The sequence below is a fragment of the Paenibacillus sp. XP01 genome (assembly GCF_057364885.1).
Window position 1 is genome coordinate 4519232 of record NZ_CP139481.1, and the last position, 25708, is coordinate 4544939.

The 25708-nt window shown below is 50.1% G+C and carries 29 protein-coding genes and 1 other annotated feature; of the genes, 2 read left to right on the plus strand and 27 right to left on the minus strand.

Annotated elements, in window-relative coordinates:
• The 3 genes from SNR34_RS20265 to mtrB all read right to left on the minus strand — a co-directional run bounded on the left by SNR34_RS20265 (position 1) and on the right by mtrB (position 1946).
• Positions 1 to 861, minus strand: a complete 861-nt coding sequence (locus SNR34_RS20265) for a heptaprenyl diphosphate synthase component 1 (protein WP_236419797.1) — start codon at positions 859 to 861, stop codon at positions 1 to 3.
• A 100-nt stretch (positions 862 to 961) separates the two neighbouring features.
• Positions 962 to 1513: a hypothetical protein gene (locus SNR34_RS20270; protein WP_236419799.1), complete on the minus strand. Its 552-nt coding sequence runs from the start codon at positions 1511 to 1513 to the stop codon at positions 962 to 964.
• Positions 1514 to 1724: 211 nt separating this feature from the next.
• On the minus strand, positions 1725 to 1946 hold the full coding sequence (gene mtrB, locus SNR34_RS20275) for a trp RNA-binding attenuation protein MtrB (protein ID WP_236419801.1): 222 nt from the start codon (positions 1944 to 1946) through the stop codon (positions 1725 to 1727).
• A 166-nt stretch (positions 1947 to 2112) separates the two neighbouring features.
• Here mtrB and SNR34_RS20280 point away from each other — a divergent pair, with 166 nt between their 5' ends.
• The gene (locus SNR34_RS20280; RefSeq protein ID WP_236419804.1) at positions 2113 to 2268 is read left to right on the plus strand and encodes a hypothetical protein; all 156 of its coding nucleotides are present in this window, start codon (positions 2113 to 2115) and stop codon (positions 2266 to 2268) included.
• Positions 2269 to 2356: 88 nt separating this feature from the next.
• Here the strand turns inward: SNR34_RS20280 and SNR34_RS20285 are convergent, their stop codons facing one another.
• The 24 genes from SNR34_RS20285 to SNR34_RS20400 all read right to left on the minus strand — a co-directional run bounded on the left by SNR34_RS20285 (position 2357) and on the right by SNR34_RS20400 (position 23235).
• Entirely contained in the window at positions 2357 to 2701 is a 345-nt protein-coding gene (locus SNR34_RS20285) for an HU family DNA-binding protein (protein ID WP_438286832.1), read from the minus strand.
• Between the two features lie 144 nt (positions 2702 to 2845).
• The gene (locus tag SNR34_RS20290; RefSeq protein ID WP_236419808.1) at positions 2846 to 3832 is read right to left on the minus strand and encodes an ABC transporter permease; all 987 of its coding nucleotides are present in this window, start codon (positions 3830 to 3832) and stop codon (positions 2846 to 2848) included.
• A complete protein-coding gene (locus SNR34_RS20295; protein ID WP_486180059.1) occupies positions 3822 to 5345 on the minus strand; it encodes a sugar ABC transporter ATP-binding protein in 1524 nt (507 codons plus the stop codon). Before SNR34_RS20295 ends, SNR34_RS20290 begins: the two co-directional genes overlap by 11 nt.
• A gap of 128 nt (positions 5346 to 5473) precedes the next feature.
• A complete protein-coding gene (locus tag SNR34_RS20300) occupies positions 5474 to 6571 on the minus strand; it encodes a sugar ABC transporter substrate-binding protein (RefSeq protein WP_236419812.1) in 1098 nt (365 codons plus the stop codon).
• A gap of 217 nt (positions 6572 to 6788) precedes the next feature.
• The gene (gene spoIVA / locus SNR34_RS20305; protein ID WP_236419814.1) at positions 6789 to 8267 is read right to left on the minus strand and encodes a stage IV sporulation protein A; all 1479 of its coding nucleotides are present in this window, start codon (positions 8265 to 8267) and stop codon (positions 6789 to 6791) included.
• A 386-nt stretch (positions 8268 to 8653) separates the two neighbouring features.
• The gene (locus SNR34_RS20310) at positions 8654 to 9436 is read right to left on the minus strand and encodes a hypothetical protein (RefSeq protein ID WP_486180060.1); all 783 of its coding nucleotides are present in this window, start codon (positions 9434 to 9436) and stop codon (positions 8654 to 8656) included.
• Between the two features lie 62 nt (positions 9437 to 9498).
• On the minus strand, positions 9499 to 9849 hold the full coding sequence (locus tag SNR34_RS20315; protein WP_343260961.1) for a 2Fe-2S iron-sulfur cluster-binding protein: 351 nt from the start codon (positions 9847 to 9849) through the stop codon (positions 9499 to 9501).
• Positions 9850 to 9860: 11 nt separating this feature from the next.
• Positions 9861 to 10478, minus strand: coding sequence for a hypothetical protein (locus tag SNR34_RS20320; RefSeq protein WP_236419820.1), 618 nt, complete (start codon positions 10476 to 10478; stop codon positions 9861 to 9863).
• Positions 10479 to 10570: 92 nt separating this feature from the next.
• Positions 10571 to 10750: a DUF2768 family protein gene (locus SNR34_RS20325; RefSeq protein WP_236419822.1), complete on the minus strand. Its 180-nt coding sequence runs from the start codon at positions 10748 to 10750 to the stop codon at positions 10571 to 10573.
• A gap of 163 nt (positions 10751 to 10913) precedes the next feature.
• Positions 10914 to 11189 (minus strand): stage VI sporulation protein F, encoded by a 276-nt coding sequence (locus tag SNR34_RS20330; RefSeq protein ID WP_236419824.1) that lies wholly within the window; start codon positions 11187 to 11189, stop codon positions 10914 to 10916.
• Positions 11190 to 11299: 110 nt separating this feature from the next.
• The gene (locus SNR34_RS20335; protein ID WP_236419826.1) at positions 11300 to 12340 is read right to left on the minus strand and encodes an NAD(P)H-dependent glycerol-3-phosphate dehydrogenase; all 1041 of its coding nucleotides are present in this window, start codon (positions 12338 to 12340) and stop codon (positions 11300 to 11302) included.
• A complete protein-coding gene (plsY, locus tag SNR34_RS20340; protein WP_343260965.1) occupies positions 12333 to 12956 on the minus strand; it encodes a glycerol-3-phosphate 1-O-acyltransferase PlsY in 624 nt (207 codons plus the stop codon). The genes SNR34_RS20335 and plsY overlap by 8 nt, the downstream gene beginning before the upstream one ends.
• A gap of 11 nt (positions 12957 to 12967) precedes the next feature.
• Positions 12968 to 14290: a ribosome biogenesis GTPase Der gene (der, locus tag SNR34_RS20345; RefSeq protein WP_236419829.1), complete on the minus strand. Its 1323-nt coding sequence runs from the start codon at positions 14288 to 14290 to the stop codon at positions 12968 to 12970.
• A gap of 285 nt (positions 14291 to 14575) precedes the next feature.
• Positions 14576 to 15790, minus strand: coding sequence for a 30S ribosomal protein S1 (gene rpsA / locus SNR34_RS20350; RefSeq protein ID WP_236419831.1), 1215 nt, complete (start codon positions 15788 to 15790; stop codon positions 14576 to 14578).
• A 142-nt stretch (positions 15791 to 15932) separates the two neighbouring features.
• Complete coding sequence (locus SNR34_RS20355; protein WP_236419833.1) at positions 15933 to 16520, minus strand: lysophospholipid acyltransferase family protein; 588 nt, start codon at positions 16518 to 16520, stop codon at positions 15933 to 15935.
• Positions 16517 to 17221, minus strand: coding sequence for a (d)CMP kinase (gene cmk, locus SNR34_RS20360; RefSeq protein WP_236419835.1), 705 nt, complete (start codon positions 17219 to 17221; stop codon positions 16517 to 16519). The genes SNR34_RS20355 and cmk overlap by 4 nt, the downstream gene beginning before the upstream one ends.
• 212 nt (positions 17222 to 17433) lie before the next feature.
• On the minus strand, positions 17434 to 17658 hold the full coding sequence (locus SNR34_RS20365; protein WP_486180061.1) for a hypothetical protein: 225 nt from the start codon (positions 17656 to 17658) through the stop codon (positions 17434 to 17436).
• Between the two features lie 76 nt (positions 17659 to 17734).
• A complete protein-coding gene (locus tag SNR34_RS20370) occupies positions 17735 to 18388 on the minus strand; it encodes a flagellar brake protein (RefSeq protein WP_236419838.1) in 654 nt (217 codons plus the stop codon).
• 124 nt (positions 18389 to 18512) lie between these two features.
• On the minus strand, positions 18513 to 19862 hold the full coding sequence (gene ypeB, locus SNR34_RS20375; protein ID WP_236419840.1) for a germination protein YpeB: 1350 nt from the start codon (positions 19860 to 19862) through the stop codon (positions 18513 to 18515).
• 346 nt (positions 19863 to 20208) lie between these two features.
• Positions 20209 to 20901, minus strand: a complete 693-nt coding sequence (prsW, locus tag SNR34_RS20380; RefSeq protein WP_236419842.1) for a glutamic-type intramembrane protease PrsW — start codon at positions 20899 to 20901, stop codon at positions 20209 to 20211.
• Between the two features lie 42 nt (positions 20902 to 20943).
• Positions 20944 to 21558, minus strand: a complete 615-nt coding sequence (locus SNR34_RS20385) for a genetic competence negative regulator (RefSeq protein ID WP_486180062.1) — start codon at positions 21556 to 21558, stop codon at positions 20944 to 20946.
• A 185-nt stretch (positions 21559 to 21743) separates the two neighbouring features.
• Positions 21744 to 22094, minus strand: a complete 351-nt coding sequence (locus tag SNR34_RS20390) for a hypothetical protein (protein WP_236419846.1) — start codon at positions 22092 to 22094, stop codon at positions 21744 to 21746.
• Between the two features lie 86 nt (positions 22095 to 22180).
• Positions 22181 to 22645 (minus strand): hypothetical protein, encoded by a 465-nt coding sequence (locus SNR34_RS20395; RefSeq protein WP_236419848.1) that lies wholly within the window; start codon positions 22643 to 22645, stop codon positions 22181 to 22183.
• Positions 22642 to 23235 (minus strand): type II CAAX endopeptidase family protein, encoded by a 594-nt coding sequence (locus SNR34_RS20400; protein ID WP_236419850.1) that lies wholly within the window; start codon positions 23233 to 23235, stop codon positions 22642 to 22644. Before SNR34_RS20400 ends, SNR34_RS20395 begins: the two co-directional genes overlap by 4 nt.
• Positions 23236 to 23561: 326 nt before the next feature.
• Positions 23562 to 23793 (plus strand) — a binding site (T-box leader).
• Positions 23794 to 24000: 207 nt separating this feature from the next.
• On the opposite strand from SNR34_RS20400, the gene serA reads away from it, so the two are divergent.
• Positions 24001 to 25596, plus strand: coding sequence for a phosphoglycerate dehydrogenase (gene serA, locus SNR34_RS20405; RefSeq protein WP_236419852.1), 1596 nt, complete (start codon positions 24001 to 24003; stop codon positions 25594 to 25596).
• The last annotated feature ends 112 nt before the right edge of the window (positions 25597 to 25708 follow it).

Genomic DNA, 25708 nt, shown 5'->3' on the forward strand with positions numbered 1-25708 from the left:
TCAATTCTCCCCCGCTGCCGCGCGCGAAGGCTGCAAATAGGCCAGGTAAGGCTCAAGAATCAAATGTACTTCCTCAAGCCCATGCTCTTTTGCGTCGTCCTGCAGCAGCAGTTGCACGCGGTTCACGGCACTGCGAAGCTTGTCCAGCAAAATGTCCTCGACCCGATGTTTTTTCAGCATGTTGCTCCGAACGTCCGGTGCCGGGTCGGATTGGCGCAGTGCATGCCGTTCTTCGTTGGACCCTTGCTCATATACATGCCAGAAGGCATAACTGTGAACAAAATGGCCGTCGTTCAAACGATGCAGCTCCGTCACGATCGTTTCACAGCGGCTAAACTCCTCAAGCAGGCATTCCCAGATCTTGCGATCCCCGGATTTGATCATATGCCCAAATGAAAGAAACAGCTGCATTTTCAGCTGCACCGTTTCACGCATGTATTCATCAGCAGAAACGAAAAATTTTTGCATCCGTGCATACAAACTCATCTTGCGAACATTGACTTCGGAAACCGCCCCGCTGAGCTTGCCGATCATCTCGATGCGCCCCGCATGGGCAAGGAGTTGATAGAAGCGGCTGCTTAAATAATCGCCGGCAAGCACATTCAGCTGCCTGGAGCGCATTTCCTGCTCTTTGCGTTCCCCGGCATCCGTATCGATCAGGTCATGCGTATCCATGGCCAATTGAACCAGCGACGTGGCGAGAGCGTACAGCTCGTCATGTCCCCTTTCATCCGTCCTTCCCACAAAAACCTGAAGCAGGCGCGCACGGCTATCCGGGAATGGCGGTATTTCCGTGTGCCGTCGAATCATGTCGTATTCGGTATATTTTTTTGCTAGTTCAGGTACGCGGTATGAATTCATTTTCAGCCTCCGAGCCTTTCATTGTAAAACCCATTCTGCACTACAATCTTATATATTATAGCATATGTTTCTTCGGCACGCACTGAATCCTGACATTCATTTACCCTTGATTTGCCCTTTCGAATTGCTTCTTCCACAATGCCGTTTCCATGATATGGAACCATTCCTTCAAATTATCCGACAGCTTGGGGCTTGACCAGCCGCGCAGTTCGCCGATGGCACTTTCGGGCCATTGATTGCGCCGAATATCCGCAGCCAGCAGCAGATGCCGTTGACGGGTCCATTCGTCCTCGGCCAGAACGCGGAGCAGCACCTGCTCCACGTTGGAGAAACCACCGAAAGACAGTTCGGCAACGTCTGCCATGCTGCCATAAATTTTTTGATATCCAATATCGGTGCCTGTGACCTTCAGGTCCAATTTCAATATCGATTTATCCCATTCTACTTTGGCGATCGGCGCAGCCAGCTGCATCGATGCCAAGGCGTCCACCAAGTTGTCCTGCGTAAGCTCGCGCGGCTGCTGGGCCGCAGTCACGGGCCGGGCATGCTCTCCTCCCAGCGTGCGATGCTGCATGGACTGCAAGGCCACAAGCAAAAAGACGGCCGCAAAGGTTGCCAGAACCGAAGCAGTTACGATCAACCGCGGTTTCATATATGCCTCCTCGTCCCTACATGATAGTGTAGTCTGTCCAGTAAAGGCTCATACCTCATTGTACAACGAAAAAAAGCAGGCTATGCCTGCAATTTTCATCATTTTTGAAAGGTCAGAACTCCATCGTTCAGGTCGCTGAGCATACAAGGAAAACATGATGCATACCTGTGTTGATCCTTTGGAAAATCAGGATCTTAATACGCTTCTGTCATTACTCGGACTGAAGCTCGCCATGCTTGGTGATCAACGTGGCTTTGCCGCGGATTTTAATCGCCGAGGTATGGTTCGTGAACTGGGCAATCATGACCTCACCCTTGTCCAACTTCTCGGTGTGGTGGAAACGCGTGTCCTGTCCACGGGTCAACCCGATGACCTGCACGCCGTTCTCCTCTGCCTTGATAACGATATAATCACTACCGGTTGGATGGTCCATGGCGTAACGTCCCCTCTCTCCTGGTTCAATAGCGTTAATGATGGGCAACAACGATTCATTTGTCAACCCGTTGCTTGCCTTTCTGGAATCTCGTCGTTTTGGAGCGATGCAATTCTCCCCCCAAGGGCATACTACGATCAGCCTCAAAGGGAAAGGAGCAAACGACATGAAATATGACCCTGCACCGCTTTCGGAAGAACATGTTCACAAGCTTCGGGAGCTGGAGCGGCAATTCACCGAAGTTACTGGCGAACCGCTGGTTCTGGTAGCTTATGCTCCGCAAGCCGAAGACAAAAGCAAGCTCCCCGATTCAGGCCGCTGAAGGCTCTGCGCGGACGGATTCAAAGGCAAAAGAAAAGGCCGTGAACAAGTCACGGTCTTTTTGCTGGCATATGGAATATGTAGAAATCTTATTTAATTCCGTCTTTGAGCGCTTTGCCTGGTTTGAACGCAGGAATTTTGCTCGCAGGAATTTCGATTTCTTCCCCCGTTTGCGGGTTGCGTCCTTTACGTGCAGAACGCTCGCGCACTTCGAAGTTCCCGAAGCCCACCAATTGCACCTTGTCTCCGTTCTGCAAAGCCTCGGAGATCGCTTCGAATACGGCATCAACCGCTTTCGTTACATCCTTTTTGGACAATTCAGTCGCTTCGGCCACGTGGTTAATCAGGTCCGATTTATTCATTATTTTCACCTCCTGGATCAATATCCTGAATGTTATACTGTGTTTCCGTTTTATAGCGAAATATACGTTCATCCGCAAAAAATGTCAATCCCATCTCTGCTTCACAAACGAAAATCTGCGCTTCCGGTAGACAGTCATTTCCGGCAATGAGATCGCCTGAAATCAAGCATTTCAGGCGCCGAACAAATTTTATACTAATACAGACAGCCCACAATTTCAAGTGCGGTTGCGGTTCAGTACGTAAAATGTAACAGCCAAAGCCAGCACGAGTACGCCGCCTTTGACGATATCGTGAGCAAAATACTGCACGTTCATCATGGTCAGGCCGTTGACCAGCACCCCAATCAGCACTGAACCGATAAATGTGCCAATGACGTTGGGTTTGCCGGCTCCGAATACCGAAAAACCGACAAATACGGCAGCAACGGATTCCATCAGCAGCGGCGAACCCGCATCAATCTGGCCCGAACCTACTTTGGAAGCGTACAGAATGCCGCCAATCGCGGCAAATACGCCGGCAGCCACATAAGCAAGCGTCCTCACCTTTTTCACTTTGATGCCCGAAAGTCTGGCCGCTTCTTCATTGCCGCCCGTCACATACATCTGCCGTCCATACTTGGTATACGTCAGGAAAATGTGAACGCCAACCACCGCGATGATCAGCAGAATGACCGATATCGGCATGCCGAGCCATTTGCCCTGCCCAAGCTGCAGGAAAGTCGGATCCATCTCGCCTGCAGCCTTGCTGCCGTCGGGGAACTGCATATGATTATAAATGGTATATCCCTGAGCATACGTCTTGTGAATGCCGCCGATGATATACATCATGGCCAGCGTGGCGAGCAAGTCCGGAATGCGCAGTTTTACAATGAGTAGTGCATTCAGCAGTCCGATTATCGCCCCAAGCACCAGCGGGACAATGATAACGACCGCGAGCGGCTGTTGATACCAAATCATGAGCGAGGCCGTGACTACCGTCGTCAATGAAACTGTAGCGCCTACGGACAGATCAAAACCGTCCACAATGAGAGATAAGGTTACGCCGATCGCAACAAAGGTTACGATTGAGATGGAACCTAAAATATCCGTCATATTGCTGTACGTAAAAAAATAAGGCAGGCGTATGCCAAAAAAGGCTATAACCGCAATAATAACGATAATCGCTCCGTACCGGAACGCGAAATCCATAGTTTTATCCTTCATGTCGCACCTCTTGTCCACCGCTTGCGTAATATAGCAGTTGTTCTTGATTGGCTTCTCCCCGCTTGAATTGCTTCACGATCGTTCCTTCGCACATGACGGCGATGGTATCTCCGATGCCCAGCCCTTCGTCCAACTCGCAGGTAAAATAAATGATGGCTTTGCCGGCTTGTGCCAGTTCGTTGATCAACTTGAAAATATCGCTTTTGGCGCCGATGTCCACGCCTTTGGTCGGCTCGTCGAAGACGAACACTTCCGCATCCGTATTCAGCCATTTGCCGATCGCTACCTTCTGCTGATTGCCGCCGCTTAAATATTTGACCTCCTGGCGCACCGAAGCCGTTTTGATGCCAAGCTGAGCCACCAGGGATTCCGCATTTGCCCGTTCCTGCTTCCGGCTTACAAAACCCAATGTGCTAAGACGACCAAGCAAGGGCAAGCTCAAATTCCGTTCCACATTTTCATGGATCAGGATGCCCTGCTTGCGGCGTTCCTCGGGAACGGAAACGATCCCTGACGCCGCTGCGTCAGCAGGCTGTGATAATCGCAGCTTTCGCCCATCCAAAAAGATTTCGCCTGCCTCGAGCTTGTCCGCTCCGATAAGCAGCCTCGAACACTCCGTTTTACCGGCTCCGACCAGGCCGACGACAGCAAGCACTTCACCCCTTCGGACCGAAATGTCCACCCCTTTAACTTTGAGGCCTCGACGCAATCCTCTGGTCTCCAACAGCACTTCTCCCAGCGGCACTTCTGTTTTGGGAAATTCCTCGTCAAAGGTTTTGCCCAGCATTTGCCCCACCAGGTCGTGAATCGTCACCTCCTGCGCATTGCCTGTGAACACATGCTGCCCGTCCCGCATGACCGTTACACGGTCACAGTGAGCGGTAACCTCGACCAATCGGTGCGTAATGAAAATGCAGGCGACACCGCGATCCTTCAAATGATGCACGATCCGGAAAAACGCATCCGTCTCTTCTTGGCTGAGCGGGGCTGTCGGTTCGTCAAAAATAATGACTTTGGCGTCCTGAACCAAAATTCTCGCCAGCAAAATCATCTGTTTTTCCGCAAGCGTGAGCTCGGCTACTTTTTTGTGCAAATCGATGCTTGCCCCAAGCTGTTTCAAAACCTCCCCGGCCCGCTGCTGCTGCTTTCGCGGACTGCTCCACCACCCCCGCGAAGAGGATGCCAACTGATCCAGCATAATATTCTCCGCGGCAGTCAACTGAGGCACCAGCGCGGCATCGACCTCTTGATACACGCAGTGGATTCCGTTTGCCTTGGCATCGCCTGGCGAAGTCAGCCGAAGACGTTGCCCATTCAGCGTGATCGAACCGCGATCCATCTGGTACGCGCCAGATAATATTTTCATCAGCGTGCTTTTTCCGGCTCCGTTGGCGCCAAGCAATGCATGGATTTCCCCGCCCCGGACGGAAAAATCAACGTCCTTCAGTGCAGGCACGCCTGCAAATTGCTTGCTGACCTGTTCCATTTGAAGCAAAATTGGCGCATCTGTCATGATGCTTAACCTCCTATCGCCTATGGCTCCCATAAGGAGTCTTTCTTTATTGTGAATTTTTCATCTATTGAACTTGTCATATATGATTGAAAAAAACGCGCCTTGCGGCGCGCTCCTGTTACGCTGCTTTATTTCGCAGTGATGCCATATTCCTTCATCCAGTCCTTGATGCCCTGCGTGCTTCCGCCCCAGCCCTCCACATATTCGGACAGCTCCGAAGTAGAGATTTGCTGATCAGGCAGCGCATCACGCTGCACATACACGGGATTCAGCACGACCTTGTCCTCGGTCTCGTCCCCGTTCAGCTTCTGGTAGGCGTAACGGACCTGGACGCGTCCGATGTCTGTCGGGTCTACGGCTGCGGAGGCCACCCAAGGATTTTTCGGATCCTGAATCATTTGCAAATCCTCGTCGCTCATATCGATGCCGTATACTTTAATTTCGTCGCGGCCTGCTTGCTGGATCGCACGCGCCGCTCCTTTGGCAAACTCATCCCAAGCGGCCCATACCGCCGTGATCTCGCCTTTTGGATATTGTTTCAGAATGGCTTCCATTTTGGCCTGCGTATCCAGCGCCGGGTTTTGCGCGGAACCAAACGTTGCGATTTCCTTGATATCCGGATTCGCTTCCATGAATGTTCCGTATGCCAGCTGGCGCCGCTCCATTGGCGCAAATCCCGCCACCCAAACTTTAACGATGTTCCCCTGGCCGTTGATATCCTTCTTCATCTGTTCCAGCGTCAGCTCGGCCATTTTTTGGTCATCCTGGGACATTACCGTGGCACCAGGGACGTTGATGTCTGCATCAAAAACGACGATCGGAATGTTTTGTTCCACGGCCTTTTTGACGCCGGGTTCCAACAACGCATCGCCATGGTCTGTCAGGATGGCATCGAATTTCTGATTGATGGCGCTGTCCAACAGCGATACCATTTTCGCTTTGTCGTTATCCGCCACGAACGTGGTCAGCTCGCCGCCGAATTTCTCGATTTCTTCCTTCACGCCCTGTACGTATTGCTGCGAAAAGGTTCCCGTATTAAACTCCATGATCAGTGCAATGCGTTTCCCGCTCAACGGCCCCGTAACCGCTTCGGTTTGAGGCTTGTCCCCTTCAGTCCCAGACGCTGTGGTCGAAGCCGGTTCTTTTTTGATTCCGCATGCGGATAGAGCCAGTGCAAGCACCAATACAAGCCCGAACCATGCCCATTTTACCGTTTTCGTTTTCATGTCTATATCCCCCTGTTCTCACTCGCTGTGTGACCTGGATCACAATAGTTGAGTATTAATATAACGACTAATTCCAAGCATGTAAATAGGTTTTAGTAATTTAAAGCTAGAAACCACTACATTTTTTCTTTTCACACTCTTTCATATCCAGTACAACCAAAATCATGAAGCGAACAACAAAAAAGATCGCAAGGATCATCCTCGCGATCTTTTCAACTTACAGTATGATGGCAATCAGTCCACCCGAGCCTTCGTTGATGATACGGCCGAGCGTTTCCTGGAGCTTGTAGCGGGCATTGTCCGGCATCATGGCAATTTTGCCCTGGATCCCCTCCCGCACGATCGAATGCAGGGAACGGCCAAACATGTCTGAATCCCATACCTTGATCGGATCGTTCTCGAAGTCCTGCATCAAATACCTGACGAGTTCCTCGCTCTGCTTCTCCGTACCGATAATCGGCGCGAACTCGGACTCCACGTCAACGCGGATCATATGAATCGACGGGGCAGTTGCCTTCAAGCGAACGCCGAATTTCGTGCCTTGGCGGATCAGTTCCGGTTCATCCAGTGCCATCTCGGCGAGAGATGGCGCCGCAATGCCGTAACCGGTCGTTTTGACCATCTCGAGCGCTTCGGCGAAGCGATCGTATTCCCGCTTGGCATGGGTGAACTCCTGCATCAGCTGCAATAAATGGTCTTTGCCCCGGATTTCGATCCCGACGACTTCGTATAGGATTTGATCGTACAGCTCATCCGGAGCGTACAAGTCGATTTCCGCCACGCCCTGCCCCATGTTCATGCCGCTGAGTCCCGCACGGTCAATGAATTCATACTCCATGAATTGCGACACGACGCGGTCCACGTCCCGCAATCTGCGGATATCTTTGACGGTGTCGCGCACCGAGTTTTCATAGTTGCTGCGCAGCCAGTGATTCTCATTCAGCACCATGACCCAGCTGGGAAGGTTCACGTTGACTTCATGCACCGGGAATTCGTACAACACTTCACGAAGAACTCCCGTGACATCATCCTCTGTCATCGTCGCCGCGCTGAGGGTCATGACCGGAATGTCGTACTTGGCCGCGAGCTCGGAACGCAGCTGCAGCGTTTCGTCGCTGCGAGGACGCGTCGAGTTGATGACCAGGACGAACGGTTTGCCCACTTCTTTCAGTTCGGCAATGACCCTTTCTTCGGACTCGACATAGGAACTGCGGGGAATTTCCGCAATCGTGCCGTCCGTGGTAACGACGACGCCAAGCGTCGAATGTTCCTGGATCACCTTGCGCGTGCCGATTTCAGCCGCTTCCTGGAACGGAATGGGCTCTTCGAACCAAGGCGTGGAGATCATTCTTGGCCCGTTTTCGTCTTCGTAACCTTTGGCCCCTTCCACAGCATATCCTACGCAATCGACGAGCCGAACATTGACTTCCAGCCCTTCCGTCACCTTAATCTGAACCGCGTTATTCGGCACGAATTTAGGTTCGGTCGTCATAATCGTTTTGCCCGCAGCGCTTTGAGGCAATTCATCCACTGCCCGGGCACGATCCGCTTCATTCGTGATGTTGGGCAGTACGATCGTTTCCATGAAACGTTTGATAAATGTTGATTTCCCCGTCCGGACCGCGCCAACAACCCCGAGATAGATGTCCCCTCCGGTCCGCTCGGCAATGTCCTTAAAAATGTCCACTTTCTCCAATGAAATCCCCTCCCTAAAATACTCCGAAGGAAAAATGCTAAAGAGCATCCGCTTCGTTTTTTCAATCAGAAGACTGAAATCCCTGCAACGGTAGAGCCGCCTTTGTGAGTGCCCGGAAGTCGTCCGCCGCCGAACATTGCATTCTGATGAAACCGGTGAAAGCGGCGTTAACTCGTACATGCAATTGGACTAGTATCATCTTATGTATCCGTATGCAGCAATATGACGCGTTTTTTCATTTTTTGTCCAACCCCTTTTCGCGGGATTAAGGCCTCTTTTCGGAGTATGACGCCTTAATTTCAATCTACTTTATGAGACTGGTCGTGCTTTTATGCGAAATTAAAAAGAGATACCCCTAACACAGGAATATCTCTATCAGAATTGAATTATTCTATTAGTCTGGCAACAGGCGTATTATTCTCCCATACATAGGCTACCGATTTGACCGGAACAAAATAGGAATGCTCCAACAGGACCTCCCGGGCATCTTCGGTCTCCGCCGGAGCTTCGCCCTCTTTCTCCACGGCCTGCATAATGTCAAAGGCATAGTCCACGTATACATTTCCCGCTTCATCCATGATGAACGGCAGCTCCTGACCGGAGTACACGCTGTTCAACTTCACTTCCGTTGTCTCAGGGCGCCCAGCCTTTTGCATATCCACCGCAAACAGTCCGTCGTACCGTTCTTCTCCTCTCGGCAGCTCATTGTTATGCTGTGCCTTGTATCGGTCCACCATCCGCTGCACGTCATTCACCTTCTGCACGGTTTGCAGATCCATGACCTTGACTGCAGGCTCCGTTTCTTCGTTTTGAATCAAAAAGTAAGCGCTGCCGCCATTCTCAAACGCGGTCACCGGGATATCTTCCAGATACCCTTGCTGCTTTAATTTGGATAAATCCACTCTGAATTTTTCATATTTCGGGGTGCTCATGTCCGCATTCAACATCGGGAGAACCCCCTGGTCCTGCTGAAAAGCCTCCACGGCATCCTGAATGCGGTTTACGCTTTCACGGTAAGCCGTTTTGGGCTCGGTAACAGCCTGGGAAGGGTACATGCATCCGCTCAAGGCAAAACCGCTCAGTATGAATAAAAGCATTGCAAAGGTGGTCTGGCGCCCCAGACCTGACCTCCCATGACTCTTTGCATGTTTAATCCAATCGATGATCATGTGCACCCTCCTCGAATCTGATGCATGGCTTCGTGTCTGCCCCTCTTCATTAAGTGAGACGTTTACAACCAATCGTCTTCTTGCCTTTGCCGTTCCAATTGTTTGCGGATCGCTGCCTTCAGCGGATCTTCAGGTACATGTACTTTTACATCATGTCTCACTTTTGCCTGACATGCCAAACGCGTTCCCTGTTCCAGCAGCATTCCCAATTTTCGCTTCTCTGCATCAGCCGGAGGCTCAAGCCCCTTGAGCTGTTCTGCATCTACCCTCACTTTGCACATCAAGCATGCGGCTTTTCCGTCACAACGAGTCGTTATTTTTATGCCTGCACGTCGCGCCGCACTTAGCAGGTTCGTGCCGGATCTGACACGAATGCTTTTGTTTTGAGGCAGAAAAGTAACCGTCTGATCCATATGTCTCCCCCCTAAATGCTCCATGCAAAACCAATAAGCTCCTGCACCTGCTCCCGAAAAAGGTTTGTCCACACATTTTGCTTGCCGAGCTCATCCAGCAGCGGCTGGTGCTTTTGCGGTTGTTTTCGAATCGCTTGGGCTATCGGTTCATACCGATCGGCCCGGCCTCGAAGCAGGTTGAACAGCAATTCGTGCGCGAGGGGCATCAAATGAACATGATGCGAGCCCAACCGAACGGACGGCGCATGGAATGCAAGTACACGTTCGATTTCGGTTCGATACCAATTGTTGCGTGACCACATCTCAAATCCGCCGACCAGCTCCATTGCACACGCTCCGACTTGATAATGGCTTAACAGGGAAGCGTAGGGTCCCGTTGTATCCACAGCAGGTTCGTCCAATTTCCGTCCAGGCGCCACGCCATGAAGTTGTTTTGCTGCGGCAATATCCGCATAAATATCAATATCCCTTGGAGCCTGATTCAGCTCTACTTCTTGCAACAGCAGCCCGCAGCTGCCTCCTAACAACCAGGTGTACGGTTGGTTGATCCAAGCCGCGGCCGTTTCAAGCAAAGCGGCGTGCAGATCAGGATATCGAGTCGTTAGACCCTCCGTTTCATGTGCTCCCATCCGTCAGCCTTCCCTTCTTCATCCGTATTCATTGTGCCAACTCCCATGATGTGCGTATGCGGATGCAATGCCGGGCATGTCAGGCATGCCCGTCAAATCAAGGCAGCCATTCCACCGATAAACCCAATCAGCATGACCAGAAACGCGATTAACGACAGTATGCCCCGTACAATGCCCTTGGTTCTGGCCCTTGCAAAAGTAATCAGGAAAACCGACAAGCCCATAATTAGAATGGCCACCAATGACAGCCACATCTTGTCCATTGCGCTCATGTTCAGCGTCTCCCCTTCGATCCGTCATTCATCACTGAAAGTGACAATTGCACACATTATATCATGAAACATCGCTCATCTTTCCAAAAAAAAGACAAAAAAACAAACCGGAATGATCCGGCCTGTTTTGTCTCGTAAAACGATCCGCGTACGCAGAATCGATTTATTGTTTTTTCATCATCATCTTCATCAAAGCTTCCATGTTGCTTGGGTTTAGTCCGCTCTTTTTGACTGCACTCACGATCTCCTTCACCGTATCTTCCGATACCGGAACCTTGGCCATGGCGGATACTTGCTTGATCAATTGGCGAAGCTGGGCCTCATTCTGCATCGTGGTTGGTTTAACCGTGCTTGCCAGTTTCTTGACGGCACCTTCCGTAATCGTTTTGCCCGTTTTTTTATTGATCGCTTTCAGTGCATCCTTGGAAATGTTGCTCATTCGTCTCCCCTCCTCCGGCAATACTCATGTGCATTATATGAGTCCACCAGGTAAAGGGTGAATAAGCTTCCACTACGCAGTCCGCGGCCCCCTTGTCTTATTCAGATCCATCAGGAATGCCATTGCTCCCACGTTTCGAGTTTCATGCTCTCCATCTCCGTTTTGGGATCCCTTCCCATCAATGCCTCAACTGCATCGCGGGGCTCCCGTCCTTGGAACAGAACATGGTACAGCTGATCGGCAATCGGCATTTGCACGCCGTACTTTTCGGAAATAAAATAGGCGGCCTTTGTGGTTCGAATCCCTTCGACAACCATGCCCATTGAGGCGAGCACGTCATCCAGCTTTTTGCCCTGACCCAGCAGCGAGCCAGCTCGCCAATTCCGGCTATGTTGGCTCGTGGCCGTGACGACAAGGTCGCCAACACCCGCCAAGCCGGAGAAGGTCAGCGGATTGGCTCCCATTTCAACGCCGATTCTCGTAATTTCGGCGAGTCCGCGCGTAAGAAGAGCGGCTTTGGCGTTATCGCCAAACTCCAGTCCGTCGGACATGCCTGCGCCAAGAGCGATGATGTTTTTGAAAGCCCCGGCAAGCTCCACGCCAAGCATATCCCGATTCGTATACACGCGGAAAAACGAGTTCATGAACAACGCCTGGGCAGCTTCAGCCGCTTTCTGATTCAGGGAGGCAACAACGACCGTTGTAGGGCAACGCTTCACCACTTCCTCGGCATGGCTTGGCCCTGACAGTACGACAATGTTTCCTTCCTCGCATTCCAGTTCCTCGGCGATGACCGTGGACATGCGTTTCAACGACTCGGTCTCAAAGCCTTTGGTTGCATGGATAATTAACATTTCGGGTCGATAATATGCCTTAAGTTGGTGGGTCACCGAGCGCATTGCTGAAGACGGAGCTACGATCAACACCGCGGATGCACCTTCGACAGCCTCTGCCATGATTGTCGTCGCCCGAATGTTCGGCGGGAGCTGTGCGCCAGGCAAATAGCGTGAATTCACATGCGTATCGTTAATTTCGGCAGCGTGTTCCTCGCTGCGCGTCCACATGACCACATTCAACTGGTTGGCTGCCAAAACGCTGGCAAGCGCGGTTCCCCAGCTGCCTGCTACGAGAACGGCAACTTTTTTAGACAACGCGTTTCCCTCCTCCGGCGTTTTTCGATCCCAATTTGTTTTCTTGTCCCTTCGCCAGCTTGACAATATTCGTACGATGCCTCCAGAAGGCGAAAAGGCAAATAATCAGGCTGCCCCAGAACATCGTCATGGAGTACCCGGGGAATACCAGAATGAAAATCGGAGTCAACGCCACGAAAATGAGCGAGCCGAGCGAAACGTAACGCGTGAATACGATGGAAAGGATCGCAATGATTCCCGCGCACAATGCGGGTGGAAAGGCCAATGTCGCCAATACACCGATCGCCGTGGCAATGCCTTTCCCGCCACGAAAACGGAAATAGAGAGGCCAATTATGCCCAGCAATTGCTGCGATACCTGCAAATGCAGGCGTCCACTCCGAACCGTTTCCAAGCCATATCCCAAGCCATACAGCCACAATCCCTTTGACCACGTCCAGCAACAGTACAAGAATGGCCGGGCCTTTGCCCAAGATGCGAAGTGTATTGGTTGCACCCGCATTGCCGCTTCCGTGCTGCCGAATGTCAATGCCCCGGATTGCTTTTGCCAGCAGGACACTAAAGCTGATTGAACCTAGCAAATAACTCAGGACAATCGCTGCGATTTGTAAGATCACAAACTTCTCCCCTAACTTTCGTCGGACTTCCTCCGAGTAAATATGCGGATTGGCGTGCCTTCAAAGTCGAACGCACCGCGGATTTTGTTTTCGAGGTAGCGCTCATACGAGAAGTGCATCAATTCCGGATCGTTCACGAAAATAACCATGGTCGGCGGTTTGACGGCAACCTGCGTCACATAGTTGATTCTCATGCGGCGTCCTTTGTCCGTAGGCGGCGGATTGATGGCAACTGCATCGGATACGACGTCGTTAAGCAGATGCGTTTGTACACGCATAGCGTGCTGTTGCGCTACATGCTGCACAACCGGCAGCAATTTTTGTAAGCGTTGTTTTGTTTTGGCTGACAAAAATACCACGGGAGCATACGTCATGAAGAGGAAATGATCCCGAATCTTTTTCTCGAATTCATGCATGGTTTTATCGGTTTTGTCCACGACATCCCATTTGTTGACAACGAAGAGGGAAGCCTTACCGGCTTCGAATGCATAACCGGCTATATGCTTGTCTTGCTCGATGATGCCTTCCTCGCCGTTGATGACCACAAGAACGACATCCGCACGCTCAATGGCGCGCATGGCGCGCATCACGCTGTATTTTTCCGTGGTCTCGTACACTTTGCCGCGTTTGCGCATACCTGCCGTATCGATCAACACATAGCGCTGCCCATCTTTTTCAAAAGGAGTATCGATGGCATCGCGTGTCGTGCCGGCAACGTCACTGACAATGACCCGTTCTTCACCCAGGATGGCATTAACAAGCGAAGATTTCCCAACGTTCGGACGTCCGATCAAGGCTACGCGAATGACGTCGTCGTCGTATTGATCGTCCTCCAGTTCGGGCAAATTCTCCACGATGGCATCCAGCAAATCGCCAATACCTGTACCATGGCTGCCGGATACTCCGATAGGGTCGCCGAAACCGAATGAATAAAATTCATAAATCAGCTCGCTTCGCCCGATATTATCTACTTTGTTGACGGCTACAACGATGGGTTTGCCCGAGCGGTACAGCATTTGCGCAACTTCCTCATCGGCTTGGGTCACGCCGGTTTTCGCATCGCACATGAATACGATAACATCCGCTTCTTCAATGGCGAGCTCTGCCTGCATCCGGATGGACTTAATAATAACGTCCTCGCCATCAATTTCGATACCACCTGTATCGATAATGCTGAATGGTTTGCCGTTCCATTCCCCGATGCCGTAAATACGGTCACGGGTAATTCCCGGCTTGTCTTCCACAATGGCCAACCTGTCGCCGATGATCCGATTAAAAATCGTGGATTTGCCCACGTTCGGCCGACCGACAATCGCCACAACGGGTCTTGCCATACATTCCACTCCTCTTGTCCATACTTCGATACCCATCATAGCAAAAAACGCATGTCTTGGCTAACTTTTCATCACATTGTATCTGAAGGAAAAATGCCTCGGCTAATGGTTTTTCGGTAAGGGAATCCACGGTTATCGGAAGTCCCCTCGCCTTCCATGATGCGAATTTCAGTACGTTGTTTTTTTATATAACGACAATCGGCGAACCCTAGCGGGCTCGCCGATCTTGCTTTATTGTTCAGCAAAATATGCAGTATAAACTAAGAACCATGCATTGATTAAAGCTTATTTGAATTTGCTGAGTTTGTCGCCGAACAGTTCGCCAAGCGTAGTGCTCATGCCTTGATTGCTCAAGGAAACGTTCGGGTTGTTGATTTCTTCACGCGGTGCGCTGTTTTTCGCAGGTCTTTCTGCTTTTGGCGCTGGAGCAGGAGCTTCTTCCGTTTCTTTGATGCTCAAGCTTACACGTTGTTCGGCAGGGTTCATTTCCAAAATTTTGACTTGAACTTCCTGACCTTCTTTCAGTACTTCATGCGGTGTTCCGATGTGTTTGTGGGAGATTTGCGAAATATGCACAAGTCCTTCAACACCTGGAGCAATCTCAACGAAAGCACCGAAATCAACCAAACGTTTAACCACACCAGTTACGATGTCGCTAGCGTTGAATTTGTCGCCGGCAGTTTCCCAAGGTCCTGGTTGCGCCGCTTTGATGCTCAAGCTGATTTTGCCTTTTTCCGGATCAACTTTCAGCACTTTTACGGTCACTTTGTCGCCTTCGGAAAGAACGTCGGATGGTTTGTCCACATGAGTCCAAGCCAGCTCGGAAACGTGAACCAGACCGTCTACGCCGCCAACGTCAACAAATGCACCAAATTGAGTCAGGCGCTGCACAGTACCTTCGATGACTTGGCCTTCTTGCAGGCTTGCCATAACTTGTGCTTTGTTAGCTTCGAATTCAGCTTCAAGCACATCCTTTTGGGACAGGATCACCTTGTTGTTTTCGCGGTCAAGTTCTTTGACTTTAACGCGCAGCGTGCGTCCTTTGTAATCGCTGAAATCTTCAACGAAGTGACGCTCAACCATGGAAGCCGGGATGAAACCGCGAACGCCCACGTCAGCAACCAGTCCGCCTTTAACGACGTCAGCCACAACAATTTCGAATACATCCTGATCTTCAAAGTGCTTCTGCAGTTGATCCCAAGCATTTTCGCTGTCGATCGCGCGTTTGGACAGTACGAGCTTTTCTTTCTCGTCGTCGATGCTAAGAACTTTAGCTTCAACTTCTTGTCCTACTTCAACGGCTTCGGATGCGCTGCCCACATGCAAGGAAGACAATTCGCGGATTGGAATGATACCGTCATATTTATATCCAATGCTCACATAAGCTTGGTTATCTTCCAATTTGACGATGGTTCCTTTAACCGTATCTCCTTTTTTCAAGGAAACGAATTGATCCAACTCATCTTGGGTTGCTTCTTGATTCTTGATTTCTTCCGACATGTCAAATACCCTCCTCAATTCAAAAACCCCATTATATTCAAACCTGCCTTGGCAGAGTTCAAAACACTTTCAGCACTGAACGTTCAGGCTTAGCTTCCCTCAGCCCCCTGAAATCATGCATTCAGTCGTTCCAAGCAGACCTTTATTGGCTCGGCTTGCCTGTCCGCACCATCTCGTTGATTTTGGACATGATTTTCTCGGTCGCCCTTTCCAGCGCATCGCCGGCTTGGTCGTCCTTGAATTCTTCCAAATCGACAGGTGCTCCATACACCACTTTCATCTTACGAAATAATTTATAATTGCCAATAATAGCAGCCGGAATGACCGTTGCGCCACTCCGGAGAGCAAAACTTGCCGCTCCCTTTTTTCCGATCCCGCCGTCATTGTGACGACTGCCCGAAGGAAAAATCCCCAACACTTCACCATCGCGCAAAATATTCAGCGACGTTTTGATGGACTCTTTGCTAACGCCCCCGCGCTTGACGGGAAAAGCGCCAACCGCCCGAATGACTTTACCTAAGACCGGGATGTCAAACAGCTCGCTTTTGGCCATAAAACGCACTTGACGATGGATCATGATCCCTACGGTCGGCGGATCGAAATTGCTGATATGGTTGGAGCATAATAATACGCCGCCTTCGCGGGGAATGTTTTCCCGTCCGACTGCTTCCAGCCGAAACATGATGGCGTACAGGATCCGCAGAACCGTTTTTGCAAAGGTGTAAATCATAGACCTACCTCTCCTCTGGCCATTGTGCAATAAGCAACAATTTTGTCAACCACTTCACGGATGCTCATTTCGGTTGTATCCAGAACTATGGCGTCCTCGGCACAACGAAGCGGCGAAATTTCCCGCTCTGCATCCAGTTTGTCACGGGTGGCAATATCTTGTTCCAGTTGCTGCAATGTCAATCCATCTGAAGGGTCCAGCTCCTTGAAGCGCCGAAGAGCTCGCTCCTGTACGCTTGCGGTCATGAAAATCTTCACTTCTGCATCCGGCAGCACCGTTGTTCCGATATCGCGTCCATCCATAACGACGCCCTTGCGCAAAGCCATTTGCCGCTGGGTATCCACGAGTTGTGCACGCAGCCCCTCGATTTGCGCATATCGGGACACGATTCCCGTTACTTCACGAGAGCGGATTTCCATCGTTACATCTTCCCCATTACAGAACACTTTCTGTCCGGAGGGGTCCGGTTGTAAATCAATGCTCAGCTCGCGGGCTTCCCGAAGTACCTCCGGCACGTTGTCCGGCATGATGTCATGCCGCAGCATGTGCAGAGTTACCGCACGGTACATTGCGCCGGTATCGACGTAAACATACGCTAGCGTTTCTGCGACCAAGCGGGCTACGGTGCTTTTACCGGCACCGGCAGGTCCGTCAATCGCAACGTTCATCTTCCCGTTCTCTGATGTGTTCTGGCTTGCCAACGGGGCATTCCTCCTCAAACGATAAGCTTCAAAAAACGCCAAAATAATGCATTTTGCTGAAGCCGGACCGCGATTAGCGGCAGTTTATCTTGCAATATCAGCAAGCATAAGCGCTCGGGCTTGTTTCTTGTCTGATATTTAAAAAACACAGGCATTGCCTGCATCGTGAAAATTATACCACACTATGCACATGGATGCAAAAACAGGCAAGTTCAATGGCCTTGAACCTCGGCTGGATCCTGCATGCGGACGGGCGTGCCCTCCATACGGCCGATCGGGGTCAGGTACTTATTCAACCAAGGCACCTGCATCAGCAATTGATACGCGACGAGAAGTACCACAAGTATGCCGATCAGTTTAAGTGCCCTTTTTTCCAATCGGTCCGACAGTTCGCAATACAGCCTTACACGGCGATGAGATGTATGGTCTCGTTCCAAGGCTAATCCCCCGTTTTTCTTTTACGTTGCCCGGCGGAACTCCTTTTTATTCCAACGCGCGAAACACGCAGAAGCTTTATTTGGTTCGATACTCAAGCTGCCGCTCAAAGCAAAATTTAATGATTTTCTGCCGTTCGGAATCCGTGATCTGGGTGAATTTGAGCATGTGCAGCAGCCTCCCGCTTTCCAGCGTTTTGATCCGGACCACCTCGGCTTCGAACGGGACGTGTTCGATCGTGGAATTGCGGTAAGGGATGAGCAGCCAGCAATTCAGCTTCTGTCCTTCCGAAATGGAGAACCCGGATTCGCCAAAAATGGATAGACCGCCCCCGCCAATGTCATCGGTAAGGGCCACCGCCCGGTTCAAATCCTCTGCCTGGATGGCGATTTCAAGGCTGGCGCGAACGCGCAAGAAGCTGCGACGCTGGATTTTGGTAATATCGTCCGCTTGCGGCTTGCGAATTCTTACCAATCGGACGACGTCTTCCTCAAAGCCGGTTACGTAAGTATTGAAAAAATGCCGCACGCCTTCTTCATTCATGTAATAAATCGACAACTCTTCGCCAAAATAGAGCCTTTTCAGTCGGCTGCTACCCTGCTGCATCGGGACCTCGATCAAAAAACTGTTCTGGTCTTCGTCGGCGATGCGGGATTTGAATTCCTTGCCGGCTTCTTTCTCGTCTGCAGACGCAATCTGAATATATAGAACTTCATTGATTTTGGGATACAAGCTGTCACCGCCACCTTAGCCTTATAATCTTCGTATGTACGAAAGTATTATACCATGATGCTTCTCACATTGGACAACAAAAAAACAGGCCCGAAAAGGCCTGTCATTTTGTCTTATGCTCAATTCAACGCGTTGCAGCGTTAATAGGTTTGATTTGTTCGATCGCTTCTTCAACACCGTTATCGGCATTTAAGTAAATGCGGTACTTGGAGCCATTGATCCGGCCGCCGTATTCGTAGCACAATACTTCCTTGCCGTCATCGTTTTTGATCAACGCTTTGCGGGCGTAATTGACCTTGAAATCCGGATTCAGCTTTTCGCGCGTCTGTTTTGCGGTCATGCTGGCTTTGGGAATCTGGCGCTTGTCATTGTGCTCATACACGAAATCGCTAGCCTGGAAACCGGTCACATCACCGTTGTCGAGACCTACGCGAACGGCCATCTTCTCAGGATAGATCAACGTGTCCCCGTCCTGGCGCACAAATGTCAAATTTCCCATGTTTCCGAATTCGTCATAGTTCACGGCCTTCATATTTTTGTATCCCTTATTGGTGAGGAAGCGCTCTGCCTTCGCCACGGCCTCCTGGCGTGAAATCTTTTTCGTTCCCACCGGACGGGTGTCATTATATGAAATCAGCAGGCCGCCATTACGGGTGAAGTCCATAGTTACCCTTTTGTCTTTGGCGTGTTCGACCGTGGCGGTGTAAGATTCCCATTCCGTCCCTTTGCCGTTTTCTTGAACTTGAACCTTGCTGGCGTCCGCGTCGGCAAACTTGGCAGCCTTTTCTTTGATTTGTTCTTTGGTCATGGGCGGACCGCTCAGTTTTTTTACCGTGCGTTTGGAATAGATGCTGGCCACCGATGGTCCCCAATCCAGTTCAGGGTACTCACCAACTTTTTTGTCAACGGTACGGAAGCCATCCACGATGGTGTTGTCCATCGCTTTTTCCTCCGTGGCCATGGCGGTTTCAGCGTCCATCCAGCGCAACCGGTTCGAGATGACTTTTTGTTGAACGTCTTGCAAATTTTTTGTGATCTCGGATGAATTTTCATACAATCGTTTCAAATTCCCGATTTCTTTCTCCGACAGCGGCTCTTTCGATAAGTCCCTCATGGATGTCTTGTAGGCAAAATTCGAAATGCGGGACAGAAAGTCTTCGGTTTGATTGAACGGCAGCATGGTCAAAGGAAGCTGGTTGATCTCATTCTGCGCTTCGCTCGTAAGCCTCCATACGTTCATCAAGCCTTTGCGATGCATTCCATGCGAGGTCGAATGAACCGCTAACGTATTGCCGATCTCGGAATGCAGCTTGTCCATATGAAAAGACAGATCGTGAAAAGCGCGCTGATACTGGTTTTCCGCTTTGATCAGTATCGCGTTTTTTTCCTGATTCTCTTGGTAGCCCCACACCAGGGCACCGATCAACAGGATCGCGCATACCGGGAACATGACTGAGCTTAGACGTTTATACATCGGTATAGTCTCCTTTCTTCTGGACCACTGTCTATATTGTGGATCGAAGAAAGGGCTCTTATGCATCGAATTCCAGTACTAGGCCGGGGAACTGTCACCAACCTCTTCAATTTCGAATTGATCGCGGTTGTCGCAGAGGCATTGCTTGAATCCCGTCTCGATTTTCCCCCGCTCCCTCTTGCCCCTTAACGTGAATCGCTCTCCGCACCGTTGGCATCTGATTTTGATTTTGATCCTCATGACTTTTGACTCTCCGTTTCCACTCTTTCAAACTCCCGGGCATTAAAAAACACACCGAGGCTCCGTAACGCGTTAAGCGTTCCATGCCACCAGTGTGTCCAAATATTCACAATTTAACCTCTTCCTCCCGCTTCAAATAACGGAAAGGTGAGCGGTTGTTTGCCCGCGTAATCTTGCCAATGGCCCCGTACCACAACCCTGCCATCAACGGTGCAATGAACCATAACCAATTGTTCACCATCGTGTTCATGATGACGTCGTACAGCGAATGCCAAAAGAACGGAAGGATCAGGGATAGCGCAAGAAACCAGCGTTTCCTGTCTGGCGTGAACTTGGCCCTGCCCAGGTAATACCCCATAATGACCGCGAACATCGCATGCCCCGATACCGGCAGCAATGCTCTAAGGAACATGACGGATACGGAGGCGTTGCCCGCAAAAGCGTATAACACGTTCTCTACCGTAGCAAACCCAAGCGAAACTGCCACGGAATACAAAATGCCGTCATAAGGCTCGTCGAATTCGGTATGGTTATAAATAATATGGTAAATCACAAACCATTTGACGAATTCTTCGACCCCGCCTGAAATGACGATAGCTTCAAGGTAAGGGTTTTCGCCGAGCCACATCATCATGCCTCGCTGGATAATCATGACGGGCAGTACCATCAGGACCCCCATGATGAACACGCGCAGCACCATATGAAGCGGCTCGGAATCATAACGATCTTTCAAATAAAAATATGTTAACAAGGCGAGACCCGGAGCTACTGCTGCCGCTAAAACCGAAAACAAAAGCACCGAAATTCCCTCCCCTGACTAAGACGCGTATACAACTGGAACTTAATCCTGACGTTTAAAATGCGTGCAGATCACTTCAATGGCCTGCTCAGGCATGACCACTTTTCCGTATTCTTCCATCACTGCCGGAGTAACGGAAGAGCCTTCGCCGAATTCGGCGAGCAGCGCGATCAATGCCGCATGTTTATTCGAATCTACTTCGTCTGGTTCAAAATGCAGGAACCAGCGATCCTTATAAGAGTATAGTCTTCCTGCATCCGTAACATGCTCACGAAGCATATGAGCCGCTTCGATCAGTACCTCGAAATCTTTGAACGCATACACGATGGAATCGCTCTGCTCCAGAGTAACTTCCATTTCGTATACTTCCTCAGGCAGATCATCTTCATGACCTGAGCCATATTGCTGCGGATCGTATTTCCCACGGGTCACAATGACAACCATGCCTTGAGCGGGAAGTGCAAACACTTCAACGGCAAGCGGACCTGTAGCATCGAATCCAAGCTCGGAATAGGCCTGATCCATCATCTCGGTGAACAGTTCATGAACCTTGGGTATTTCCTGCCACATATCTTCTTTTTGTATTCCGCGCTCGCTCAGATCGTCAAAGGTCAGGAAAATCCGTATCTTATCGTGACTTAAACGTTCTATTTTCATACAGGATCTCCCCTTTATAAGCAAGTCTTATAACAGATTATGAAGCACCAAACAATATGTGCTGAAAATAAATCTATGTAGACATGTTATCATTTTATGCCTTCAATTGCACGAAGTAAAATCGACAAAAAAAGAATCAATCCACAAAAATAAAGCTGTGGTTGATTCCCAATCCGAATTTACGATTATAATCCGGGAATTGTCGTGTTGGTTTGGCTCAAGATCTGCTCTACTTCACGTTTGACATCCGGATTTGTTCGTATGAAATCCATGAGCATGCCCATGTTCTCTTCTTTTTCTTTCGGAGATACGGTTCTGGCGGCTTTTTTCGCCGAATTCCGATCAGAGTCGTGGTGCCCGTTCTGTTTGGCACTGAACCCATCCATGCCGGGGAAAGTCATTTCCATCATTTTGTGCTTGGCCTGATCCATCATGCGGGAAGAACCGGAGGAAAACATCGGGATTTTGCCCTTGGCCAGCCAGGAACTAGCCACAGCTCCAATGACCACTCCAAATAAAAAGGATGACGCCTTCATCAAACCAACCTCCTCATTTTGTAAAAGCAAGAGTATTGTTTGCGTGAAGACGCCAACTCATTCTGCATAAAAACAGGAAAATGCCATTATGAAGGCCACCAAGGCAAGAACGTGCTTGGCGCAGGTGCCCCCTTAATCCCCCACCATACCAAGCTGATGGTCAACATCACAAAGATAAAAATGAGCGAGTTGACAAAACGTTTGCTGAAACGTAAACGTCTGGACGGATGCAACTGGGTACGCGTCGGCAGCTCTTCAGCGACAACCGTCGACTCCTCATCCCCGTTCGCTTGTTTTGTTTTTTTGGAACGAGCAGGAATTCGACTTGGAAGCACAGGGCTTTCCAAAGAAGAGGCAAGCGCCTTGCGCTTTGATCTCGGCACGGATATGGAAGTCAATTGCACTTGGCCTGCTTCCTCAGCGATCACGGCTGTTTCGACGACAGAGACCACCTCGTGAGGTTCGAGCAAGCGATCTTGCGACTTGCTTTTCTCCGATTGGCGAGTACGCTGACTGCCATATGTCTTTATTCTGCTTAACTGCTGATTCATGATCCCCTCCGAAAACGTATGGCTAGACCGGACACCAGATCAATGACAAAATGACACAAGATCGGTGCCCACAGGGTTCCGGATTGTATGTAGATGTATCCCAACCCATAGCTCGAAACAAATACCCATCCCGTTGGAATCCAATGGCGTAAATAGCGAATGTGGATCACTGCAAAAACGATGCTGGTCCAATAAGGCCCGATCGCATGCTGGATTGCACCACGAAACAACAATTCTTCACATATCGCGACGATGGCCGCGATGCATATGATGTGCCACACCGGGCGATGTTTGAAAAGCATCTCATTGATTCCGCCGTCGTCCATGCTTTCCTGTGGAATGACATAGGAAAGCACAAGATCCATCACAAGCATCACGCCGGCCAAACCAAGCCCCCACCAGACAAAATGGATTTGTTCAGGCAAAGCCAGCACTTCCAGCAAGTTTCTTTTTTGCAACAAAACCCAGATGACCCCGATAACCAATGTCAAACCTTGCGTAAAATACAGATTCACCAAGAGCAAACGTTCGGTGAGCTGCTGCGGCTGCACTTTTTGAAACTTGAATTTGCGAAACTTCGGCTTTTTCATCCTGGATGCATGTCCTTTTGATTTCATATTTGTCGTAACAAACCATGTTTGCCCAACTGGATAGTATACTAAATGATATCCAAAAAAACAATTCGATTCAAGACCTGCCTCAAGTCCCGGTTTTTCGGGATTTTCGGCCAAAAAGAACGATGGCTCATCCATTTTCACTTCCCCAAAAAAACAAACCCTTATTTTATTGTTCGAATAATGTCTTATCATGGTTTCTAATCCTTGTTACATCGACAATATCCGCATCTCCATGAAAATGTTCAAGCCTATTGACATGCTCATGTCAGCCATGATACATTATGAAAAAATTAGTCAAGCCAAACACGATGATGGAAAAAAGACATTGCATTGTACATTCAGAGAGCCGATGGTTGGTGCAAATCGGTGGCAGGCAAATGTTCTTGAGCGCTCCTGAGTTGCTGCGTTGAAATTGGAGTAGGTGCAGCCGGTTAAGACCCGTTAACCTCTTCGGTCTATATGACCGCTAAGACTGTCGTTGCGAAGCGACGGTGAATTAGGGTGGTACCACGAATAACTCTCGTCCCTTATTGCGCAAGCAGTATGTGGATTGGGAGTTTTTTTGATTTCGCATGAAGAATAGCAGGAATGGTCACCATCCTATTTTCTATACCCGCCTTCTCTACTGCGACACCGCGTTGTCGAGCGGAAGAATCCATCCGGTTTTAAGGAAAAGACCTTTTTGATAGGGACTGGACCTTGACGATCATAGATAACCATTTCAAGGAGGAAGAAACCATGTACAAAGTGTTAGTATCAGACCCGATCAGTGATCTGGGAATTCAGCAGCTGGTGGAAGCAAATGATGTGGTAGTTGAGAAAAAGACCGGGCTTAGCGAAGACGAGCTGGTTGCCATCATTGGCGAATATGACGCTCTCCTCGTTCGCAGCCAGACGCGTGTAACGGAACGCATCATGGAAGCAGGCTCGAATCTCAAGGTGATCGGACGTGCCGGCGTTGGCGTCGACAATATCGACCTTCAAGCCGCAACTCAACGCGGAATCATCGTGATTAATGCACCTGACGGCAATACCATCACAACCTGTGAACACACATTCGCAATGATGATGGCTTTGGCACGCCATATCCCGCAGGCCTATGCCAAAACGATACAAGGTACATGGGATCGCAAAACCTTCCTTGGCGTCGAATTGCGCAACAAAACGCTCGGCGTGCTGGGAATGGGAAGAATCGGCAGCGAGGTGGCCAAACGCGCCAAAGCGTTCGGCATGGATATTCTTGCTTATGATCCGTTCTTGACTGAAGAACGCGCGGAGAAACTTCAAGTCAAGCTGGCAAGCGTGGATGACATTATCCGCAATGCGGATTTCATGACGGTTCATACGCCGTTGACGCCGGAAACCCGCCACATGATTTCCAGACCACAATTTGAAGTCATGAAAAAAGGAATGCGCGTGATCAACTGTGCCCGTGGCGGAGTCATTGATGAAATGGCGCTGGTTGAAGCGATCGATCAAGGCATCGTAGCCGGTGCGGCATTCGACGTCTTTGAAGTGGAACCGCCAGCTGCAGACCACCCGTTTCTGAACCATCCAAACATCATCGTGACACCGCATTTGGGAGCTTCGACCGTTGAGGCCCAAGAAAACGTAGCGATTGACGTTTCGGAGCAGGTTTTGCATATCTTGCGCAACGAGCCGTTTAAAAATGCGGTAAACATGCCAGCCGTGGCTCCATCCGTCATGAACAAATTGCAGCCATACTTCAAACTTGGCGAGACCCTTGGCAGCTTCGCCGCTCAAATCACGCAGCAAGCCGTTCAGGAAATTCGCGTCGAATATGCCGGCGATTTGGCAGAGGTGGACATCTCTCCTCTAACTCGCTACATTGTCAAAGGCGTGCTTGCAAGACATCTCGGACCGGAAGCCAACATCGTCAATTCCATGCATTTGGCTAAAACGCGCGATCTTAACGTCGTCGTAAGCCAAACGTCGAAAACCAAAGGTTTCACAAACCTGATCACGGTAACGCTCGTAACGACCCAGGATGCACAAGAGCGGCGCGTGGCAGGCACCTTGCTCGCAGGCTACGGCGAACGCATTGTCCGTTTGGACAAATTCCCGGTAGATATCGCTCCGGAAAGCCATCAAATCCTTATTTCGCATAACGATAAGCCTGGGATTATCGGACGTGTCGGCACACTGCTTGGTCAAAATGATGTGAATATCGCCTCCATGCAGGTTGGACGCCAAATCATCGGCGGCGAGGCCATCATGATTCTGACGGTCGACAAGGAAGTGCCGAAAGAGGTGCTCGTCCAGCTGACTGCACTGCCGGAATTGAATACGGCGGTAGAGATTGTGTTGGAGTAGTCATTCATATTGTATTTTTAGGAAAAGAGTCGACCCTTCAAAGGTTCGACTCTTTTTTGTGTTCCACGTTGAACAAGATTAAACGGTAGCGTTCAACAAAAAAACACCCCTG